Genomic DNA, 8375 nt, shown 5'->3' on the forward strand with positions numbered 1-8375 from the left:
CCGCGGGCGCAACCCCCTGAGCCGTCGCGTCGACTCGCGGCATACTGTGGGGACCTCCGCGGGCGCGGAGGCCGAGAGGAGGTGCGCCGTGGCCGAACCCGAGGCCGGGACGCAGGGGAGCGAGGCGCCGGGCGCCCCGCGGACGGACGCGGACGGGAACGGAGCCGACCGGCCGGGGCGCTGGCGGCGGTTCCACGAGCGGTTCATCGTCGAGGAGCGGTACCTGTCGTCGAGGGCGCGCCGCAACCTGTACGTCACCGCCGCCGCGCTCGTCGTCGTGGGGCTCGTCGGGTTCTTCGTCGTGCTCGACTCGATCCTCGAGTCCGACGACCTCTCGTACATCGACGCGCCGATCGAGGCGTGGTTCGACTCCGGCCGCGACGACTGGCTGACGGTCTTCATGATCGTGCTCGCCGTCGGCTTCGGCCCGATCGCGATGCCCATCGTCATCCTCGTGACGACGGTGGCGTGGGGCGTGTTCGCGAAGCACGCCTGGCGACCGCTGCTCCTCGCGGGCGGCATGATCCTCGGCGTGATCACGGTCCAGCTGCTCGCACCGCTCATCGACCGCGAGAGGCCCCCGGCCGACGAGATGCTGTTCGGCTACGACCCGAGCTCGTCGTTCCCGTCCGGCCACGTCATGGGCGTCGCCGACTTCCTCTTCATCGGGACCTACCTCGTGTTCTCGCGGCACCGCCGTCCCGTCATCACGACGCTGGCGTTCGCCGCGGCCGCGGTCGTGGTGCTGCTCACCGCGGCCTGCCGCATCTACCTCGGCTACCACTGGGCGACGGACGCGCTCGGCTCGATCTTCCTGTCGCTCGTGGTCCTCGGCCTCGTGATCGGCGTCGACACGTGGCGCACGGTCCGCGTCGGCACGTCCGAGCAGATCGCCGAGTCCGACCGGCGGCCGGAGGCGTGGGGGCGCGATGAGCGGCGCTGACGCCGGCGACGCGGGACCGGGGGCGCCGCCGCCCGGCGACGCGACCGACCATGAGCGCGCGCAGGGAGGCCATCACGCCCACGCCCCGACGCCGCTCCGCGTCAGTCGGCGCCCCTGGCTCGCGGCGGGCATCATCGCGCTCATCGCCGTCGCGCTCGTCGGCACGGTGATCGTGTACTCGGAGCGACGGCCGTTCGGCTTCGAGCTCGACCTGATGACCGCGCTCGCCGCAGCGCGGACTCCGGCGGTCACCTCCGGTGCCCTCGCGCTCGACCTGCTGGGCGGCGGAGTCCTCTCGAACGTGGTCCTCCCGATCGTCATCGTCGCGGGGCTCCTGCTCTGGCGGCGTCCGTGGGCGGCCCTCTACTTCGGCATCGCCGCGCTCGCGAGCGCCGGCGTGACGCGGCTCGTGAAGGTGCTGGTCGGCCGGGTGCGACCCGAGGACATCCTGGTGCAGCCCGACTTCGGATCGTTCCCTTCGGGGCACAGCTCGGCCGCCGCGCTCATCGCGACGGCGTTGGGGCTCGTGTTCATGCGCACCTGGGTGTGGGTCGTCGGCATCGCGTGGACCGTGCTCATGATGCTCAGCCGCATGTACCTCGGCGCGCACTGGCTGAGCGACACGATCGGCGGCGCGCTCGTCGGCGCGGGCGTCGCGCTCATCGTGTGGGCGCCGCTCGCGTACCGCCTCTACCGCGAGAACCGGCTGCCGCACCCCCCGATCTGGCGATCGGTCGACACGTCGGCGAAGGCCTGACGCGCGGCCGCGGCATCCGCCATCATCGGAACCGGAGGCCGAATGGGCGCGAGCGACGACGGGCGGCGGCAGGCGAGGCCGCGACGGATGCCGCGCTGGGTGCCGCCCGGCGTCGAGGTGGCGCGCCACTACCGCCGCGACTGGCTCGTGCCCGACCTGCGCGCCGGGATCGTGGTCACGGCGCTCCTGATCCCCGCGGGCATGGGCTACGCGCGGGTCGCCGGGCTGCCGCCGGAGACCGGCCTCTACGCGACGATCGTGCCCCTGCTGGCCTACGCCGTCTTCGGGCCGAGCCGCATCCTCGTGCTCGGTCCGGACTCGGCGCTCGCGCCGATCATCGCCGCCGCGATCCTCCCCCTCGCGGTCGGCGACGACGAGCGGGCGGTCGCGCTCGCCGGGCTGCTCGCGATCATGGTCGGCGTCATCCTCCTCGTCGGGGGGCTGCTGCGGCTCGGCTTCGTCACCGACCTGCTCTCGAAGCCCATCCGCGTCGGGTACCTCAACGCGATCGCCCTGCTCGTGCTCATCTCGCAGGTCCCGCCGCTCCTCGGCTTCTCGGTCGACGAGGACTCGCCCGTCGCCGAGGTCGGCGCGATCTGGTCGGCGCTCGTCGGCGGCGAGGCCGACCCGCTCGCGGTGGCGTTCGGGCTCGGCTCGCTCGTGGTGATCGTCGGCCTGACCCTGCTCCGATCGCCCGTGCCGGGCGTGCTCGTGGCCGTCGTCGCGGCGACCCTCCTCACCTGGATCCTGGGCCTCGGGGAGCGGCTGCCGGTGGTGGGCGCGCTCCCGTCGGGGCTGCCCGCTCCCGCGCTGGGCGGGCTCGAATGGGCGGATGTCGCGGGGCTCGCGCTGCCCGCCGCGGGCATCGCCCTCGTCGCCTTCACCGACACGGCGGTGTTCTCGCGCTCGCTCGCGGCACGTCGCGGCGAGACGGTGAGCGGCAGCGGGGAGATGGCGGCCATCGGCTCGGCGAACGTGGCCGCGGGCCTGCTCGGCGGGTTCCCGATCTCCGCCTCGTCGTCGCGGACGCCGGTCGCCGAGCAGGCCGGCTCGAAGTCGCAGCTGACGGGCGTGGTGGGTGCGGTGCTCCTCGTCCTGTTCATCCTGCTCGCGCCGGGCGTGACCGAGTTCCTGCCGTCGGCCGCGCTCGCCGCTGTCGTCGTCACGGCGGCCGCGCGCCTCATCGACGTGCGCGGGTTCGCCCGGCTGGTCCGCATGGACAAGGTGGATGCCGCGCTCTCGGCGGCCGCGTTCGTCGGCGTGTTCGTGTTCGGGGTCATCGAGGGCATCGCGGTGACGATCGGGCTCTCGCTCCTGGCGTTCGTGTACCACTCGTGGCGTCCGTACCGGGCCGAGCTCGGCCGGGTGACCGGGCTGCGCGGGTACCACGACCTCTCGCGCAACCCGGAGGGCGAGCGGATCCCGGGCGTCGTGATCGTGCGGTTCGACGCGCCGCTGTTCTTCGCCAACGGCGGCCTGTTCGACGACTTCGTCCGCGCGCGCGTCGAGGCGGCCGGTCCCGACGTCCGCACGGTGATCCTCGCCGCTGAGCCGATCACCGACATCGACACGACCGCCGTCGACGAGTTCGTCGAGCTCGATGACTGGCTCGCGAGCCGCGGCATCCGTCTCGTCATCGCGGAGATGAAGGACCCGGTCGTCGACGTGCTGCGGCGCTACGGCCTCGCCGATCGCTTCACGCCCGACCGCTTCGCGCCGACGGTCGGCGCCGCGGTCGACGAGATCACGGGCACGCTGCGCGGGGACCTCGAGGGCACGAAGTGGGACGACGACGAGCCCGAGCGGCCGGACGCGCCGGACCAGCCGGCCCGCTGACGGTCGGCTGCCCCGGCCAACGTCGGCGCGGGCCGTTGGACCCGCGGTCACGGCAGGAGGCCGCCTAGCCTCGGAGGCGGGAGGTGCGCGATGAGCAACGGGTCGAACGCGGGTCTCGCCGGCGGCGGCGCGATCTACGGTCTCGGGATCTTCGGGGCCTGGGTGTACTTCTGGCAGCAGGCCGACGCGTTCTGGGAGTACGTCTGGGCGATCTTCCAGGGCCTGTTCTGGCCGGCGTTCATGGTCTACGAGCTCTTCGCCGCGCTCGGCGAGTGAGCGGCGCCGACCCGGGCACGGGAACGTCCGGTCCGAGCCGTCGGACCGTCCTGATCGGCGGCGCCGCGGCGGTCGGCGCGATCGCCGTCGGAGCCGGCGGCCTCGCCTGGTGGACCGGGTCGCGCGTCGGCGACGCCGAGCCGGGTGCCCCGACCGGCACGGACGGGGGCGGATCGCCCGACACGGCTCCCGGCGACGCCGCGGAGGAGACCTTCTCCGAGCCCGAGGTGCGCGCGAGCTCCGGCGGGCGCCTCGACCTCGAACTCGCGGCGGCGGTCGCGACCGTCGCGGTCGGCGGCCGGCAGGTGCGCGTCCTCGGCTTCGAGGGCGGCATGCCGGGGCCGACCCTGCGGGTCCGGCCCGGCGACCGGATCTCACTCCGGTACCGCAACGACCTCGGCGCCGCGACGAACCTGCACACTCACGGGCTCGAGGTCTCGCCGGAGGGCAATTCCGACAACGTCTTCGTGATGATCCCGGCTGGCGGCACGTTCGACTACGCCTACGAGCTCGGCCCGGACCATCCGCCCGGTGTCTTCTGGTACCACCCGCACCACCACGGCACGACCGCCGAGCAGCTGTTCGCCGGCCTGTACGGTGCCATCGTCGTCGAGGACGCCGAGCCGATCCCGGTGGCGCGCGAGCGGGTGCTCGTCATCGCCGACATCGCGTTCGACGCGAACGGCGACGTCGCCGCCGCGTCGCGCCCCGAGCGCATGCTCGGCCGCGAGGGCGACCTCGTGCTCGTGAACGGCCTGCTGCTGCCCACGATGGTCGCGGCGCCGGGCGAGCGCGAGCGCTGGCGGATCGTCAACGCCTGCACGTCGCGCTACCTGCGGCTGCGCCTCGACGGGCAGCGGATGCGACTGCTCGGCATCGACGCCGGCCGGTACGACGAACCCCGCGAGGTCGACGAGATCGTGCTCCTGCCCGGCAACCGCGCCGACGTGCTCGTCGACGCGACGGCGGGCGAGGCCGTGCTGCAGACCCTGCCGTTCGACCGTGGCCGCATGGGCGCGATGGGCGCGCCGCGCAGCGCGACGACCGGCGCCGACCTGGCGCGGTTCGTGGTGCGGGGGGATGCCGCGGCCTCCGCCGCACCGCCGCCCGCGGCATCCGCACCTCGTGACCGTCGCGACCTCCGCGACGAGGAGGTGACCGGGCGCCGCACCCTCACGCTCGCGATGGGCGGGATGGGCGGCGGCATGGGGCAGGGCATGGCGTTCACGATCGACGGACGCACGTTCGCCGAGGGCCGCACCGACCTCGAACCGTCGGCGGGCGCGATCGAGGAGTGGACGATCGAGAACACGAGCACCATGGACCATCCGTTCCACCTGCACGTGTGGCCCATGCAGCTCGTCGAGGTCGACGGAGCACCCGTGTCGGGCGTGGACCGGCGCGACGTCGTGCCGGTGCCGGCGGGCGGGCGGGTCGTGGTGCGGATCGCGTTCGAGGGCATCACCGGGCGCACGGTCTACCACTGCCACATCCTCGACCACGAGGACCTCGGCATGATGGGCGCGATCCGCGTCGCGTGAACCGACCGCGTTCCCGCGACGACGCGCTCGGGACACCGGGACGAAAGGCCGCCGATCCCGGGGCCGCGGGAGTACCGTGTGACTCGTCGAGGCAGCCGTCGAAAGGAATTCCCCGTGGATCTCTGGCAGTGGTTCTGGTTCTTCTTCTGGATCTTCGCGTACGTCGCGTACCTGATGGTGCTCATCTACATCGTGATCGACATCTTCCGCGACCACTCGCTGAACGGGTGGCTGAAGGCGGTGTGGATCGTCTTCCTCGTGTTCCTGCCGTGGCTCACGGGACTCGTGTACCTGATCGCGCGCGGCCGCGGGATGGCCGAGCGGTCGGCGCGGAAGCAGGTGGAGTACGAGACGCACACGGCGGAGGAGTACCGCCAGATCTCGTTCGCGAACCCGGCCGATGAGATCGCGAAGGCGCAGGCGCTGCGCGACCAGGGCGTCATCAGCGATGGCGAGTTCGAGGCGATCAAGGCGAAGGCGCTGGGGTCGAAGTTCTGAACGCCGGACCGGCGGACGCGCGGCACACCGCGCGGTACCGCGAGATCGCGGCGGTCCTGCGCCGGCACAGCTTCGGCGTCCTGGCCGGGCTGGCCGGCGCGGGCCGCCGCAACCCGTTCCGGCGGGCGTCGTCGTCGGCGTCGTCGGACGACGGTGCCGCCGACGCCCTCGCGGCCGTCGGGCCCGAGCACCTGCGCCGAGCCCTCGAGGAGCTCGGGCCGACGTTCATCAAGTTCGGGCAGCTGCTCTCCACGCGCTCCGACCTCGTCCCGCCGGCGTACGCCGACGAGCTCGCGAAGCTGCAGGATGCCGCCCCGCCCGTGCCGGTCGAGCAGGTCCGCGCGGTGATCCGCAGCGAGCTCGGCGCCGACGCCGACGAGCTGTTCGCCTCGTTCGAGGACGTGCCGCTGGCCTCCGCCTCGATCGGGCAGGCGCACGTCGCGGTGCTCGACGACGGCACGGAGGTCGTCGTCAAGGTCCGGCGGCCCGGTGCCGTCGCGCAGGTGCACGAGGACCTGGAGATCCTCCGCAACCTCGCCGAGCGGGCGAGTCGCACGTGGAGCTTCGCCCGCGAGCACGACGCGCCGGGCCTGGCCGAGGAGTTCGCGCAGACGCTGCTCGCCGAGCTCGACTACCTCCAGGAGGGACGGAACGCGGAGCGCTTCGCCGAGGACTTCGAGTTCGAGGCGGATGTCGCGATCCCGCGCGTCTACTGGGACTACACGACCTCGCGCGTGCTGACCCTCGAACGGATGACGGGACTCAACGTCGGCGATGCGGCCGCGCTCGACGCGGCGGGCGTCGACCGGAAGCGCGTGGCGCGCCGCGGCGCCGAGATCGTGCTGAAGATGACGTTCGAGGACCGCTTCTTCCACGCCGACCCGCACCCGGGCAACCTGTTCGTCCAGCCCGACGGCACGATCGCGCTCATCGACTTCGGCATGGTGGGCGAGATCGACGAGCCGCTGCGCGACCAGCTGGGCGCGCTCTTCGTCGCGCTCGTGCGCGGCGATCCCGAACGGCTCGCGTCGGCGCTCATCGACCTGTCGCCGACCTCGGCCGGCGCCGATCGCGAACTCCTGCGGGACGACCTCGCCGACTTCCTCATGCGCTACAGGCTCGACTCGCTGCGCGACACCCCGTTCGCCCGCATGATCGCCGAGCTGTTCGGGATCCTCCGGCGGCACCGGTTGCGCCTGCCGCGCCAGATGGCCCTGCTCTTCAAGGCGCTGCTCGTCATCGAGGGGCTCGCCCTCCGGCTCGACCCGGAGTTCCGGCTCGGCGAGACGCTCCGGCCCTACGCGCAGCGGCTCGCGCGGGAGCGGCTCAGCGCGATCGTGCTGGCGAAGCGCATCGCCCGGGCCTCCGCCGACCTCGGGGAGCTTGCGCTCGACCTGCCCGGAACGCTGCGGCGCCTGCTCGAGCACGCCGACGAGGGCGGGATCCAGGTGCACCTCCGCGCCGCGGAGCTCGAGCCGCTCATGGGCCGCGCCGAGCGCATCGGCAACCGGCTCGTCGCGGGCATGCTCAGCGCCGCGTTCATCACCGGCGTCGGCAGCCTCGTCGCGAGCGAACGCCGCTGGCGGTCGTGGGAGGGGGTCATGCTCGGGACGGGCCTCGGCGTGATCGGCTCGCTCGGCGGCTACCTCGCGTGGACCATGCGGCGGACGGGTCCGCGCCGCCGTCGCTGACGGCTGCGGAAACGTAGACTGTCGTCCCCCGCTCCGGGTGCCATACACTCGGCGGGTGGCCGACCCCGACGGCGCACTCGCGCACCCCCCGATGCGAGCCGAGCTCGCGCCGCGCGTGCGCCGCGCGATGGGAGCGGAGCCGTTCCACGCCATCCTCGCGGCGGCGCAGGCGGGTGCGCGATGGGCGAACACCGAACTCTGGAACGAGTACGCGCCCGCCGTGGCGGCATTCCTCCGTGCACGCGGATCGCGCGAGCCCGACGACCTGACGAGCGAGGTCTTCCTCGCGGTGTTCGACCGGATCGGCGCCTTCCACGGCGGCGAGGCCGAGTTCCGGGCGTTCGTGTTCACGATCGCGTACCGCCGGCTCACCGACGAGCTGCGCCGGCGCGGGCGCCGGGGCGATCACGAGGAATGGCAGGAGGAGCTCGACGACCGCCGTGCGCCGAGCGCCGAGGACGAGGCGCTCGGACGCCTCGGCGATCGAGCCGCGCGCGAGCTCATCGACTCGCTCGCGCCCGACCAGCGCGACGTGATGGTGCTGCGCATCCTGGGCGACCTGACCGTCGATCAGGTCGCGGTCGTGGTCGGCAAGCGACCCGGCGCCGTGAAGGCGCTGCAGCGACGTGCGCTGGAATCCCTTCGCAGGAAGATCTCCTCCGGCCGTACCCCTGCGCGGGCCTTCGACGATGGCGGGAAGTGAGATGACGACGAACCGGATCACCGACGAGATCGCGGAGGCACTCCTTCGGGGCCGTTCCCCCCACGGCCGCGAAGACCTCTCCCCCCTCGCCGACGCGATCGCCGGCTTCCGGGACTCGTCATCCGGGGGG

Annotated in this window: 8 protein-coding genes; all 8 read left to right on the forward strand. The window is 73.2% G+C overall.

Annotation, left to right across the window (positions count from 1 at the left end; genetic code table 11):
• The first annotated feature begins 88 nt into the window (after positions 1-88).
• The 8 genes from GLX25_RS02345 to GLX25_RS02380 all read left to right on the forward strand — a co-directional run bounded on the left by GLX25_RS02345 (position 89) and on the right by GLX25_RS02380 (position 8245).
• The gene (locus GLX25_RS02345) at positions 89-943 is read left to right on the forward strand and encodes a phosphatase PAP2 family protein (protein ID WP_166548353.1); all 855 of its coding nucleotides are present in this window, start codon (positions 89-91) and stop codon (positions 941-943) included.
• Positions 930-1700, forward strand: coding sequence for a phosphatase PAP2 family protein (locus GLX25_RS02350; RefSeq protein WP_155840535.1), 771 nt, complete (start codon positions 930-932; stop codon positions 1698-1700). The genes GLX25_RS02345 and GLX25_RS02350 overlap by 14 nt, the downstream gene beginning before the upstream one ends.
• Positions 1701-1787: 87 nt before the next feature.
• Positions 1788-3536, forward strand: coding sequence for a SulP family inorganic anion transporter (locus GLX25_RS02355; protein ID WP_155840536.1), 1749 nt, complete (start codon positions 1788-1790; stop codon positions 3534-3536).
• 90 nt (positions 3537-3626) lie between these two features.
• Positions 3627-3812: a hypothetical protein gene (locus tag GLX25_RS02360; RefSeq protein WP_155053041.1), complete on the forward strand. Its 186-nt coding sequence runs from the start codon at positions 3627-3629 to the stop codon at positions 3810-3812.
• Positions 3809-5353, forward strand: a complete 1545-nt coding sequence (locus GLX25_RS02365; RefSeq protein WP_166548354.1) for a multicopper oxidase family protein — start codon at positions 3809-3811, stop codon at positions 5351-5353. The genes GLX25_RS02360 and GLX25_RS02365 overlap by 4 nt, the downstream gene beginning before the upstream one ends.
• 114 nt (positions 5354-5467) lie before the next feature.
• On the forward strand, positions 5468-5851 hold the full coding sequence (locus GLX25_RS02370; RefSeq protein ID WP_271192342.1) for an SHOCT domain-containing protein: 384 nt from the start codon (positions 5468-5470) through the stop codon (positions 5849-5851).
• Positions 5852-5907: 56 nt separating this feature from the next.
• Positions 5908-7542: an ABC1 kinase family protein gene (locus GLX25_RS02375; protein WP_271192362.1), complete on the forward strand. Its 1635-nt coding sequence runs from the start codon at positions 5908-5910 to the stop codon at positions 7540-7542.
• Positions 7543-7597: 55 nt separating this feature from the next.
• Positions 7598-8245, forward strand: coding sequence for an RNA polymerase sigma factor (locus tag GLX25_RS02380; RefSeq protein WP_155840538.1), 648 nt, complete (start codon positions 7598-7600; stop codon positions 8243-8245).
• Positions 8246-8375: the final 130 nt, after the last annotated feature.

Source organism: Agromyces luteolus (genome assembly GCF_009729855.1).
GTDB classification, from domain to species: domain Bacteria; phylum Actinomycetota; class Actinomycetes; order Actinomycetales; family Microbacteriaceae; genus Agromyces; species Agromyces luteolus.

Excerpts from the sequence above, each read along its gene's own strand:
- GLX25_RS02350 (WP_155840535.1), top strand. The coding sequence starts at position 930 with ATGAGCGGCGCTGACGCCGGCGACGCGGGACCGGGGGCGCCGCCGCCC.
- GLX25_RS02355 (WP_155840536.1), top strand. The coding sequence starts at position 1,788 with ATGCCGCGCTGGGTGCCGCCCGGCGTCGAGGTGGCGCGCCACTACCGC.
- GLX25_RS02360 (WP_155053041.1), top strand. The coding sequence starts at position 3,627 with ATGAGCAACGGGTCGAACGCGGGTCTCGCCGGCGGCGGCGCGATCTAC.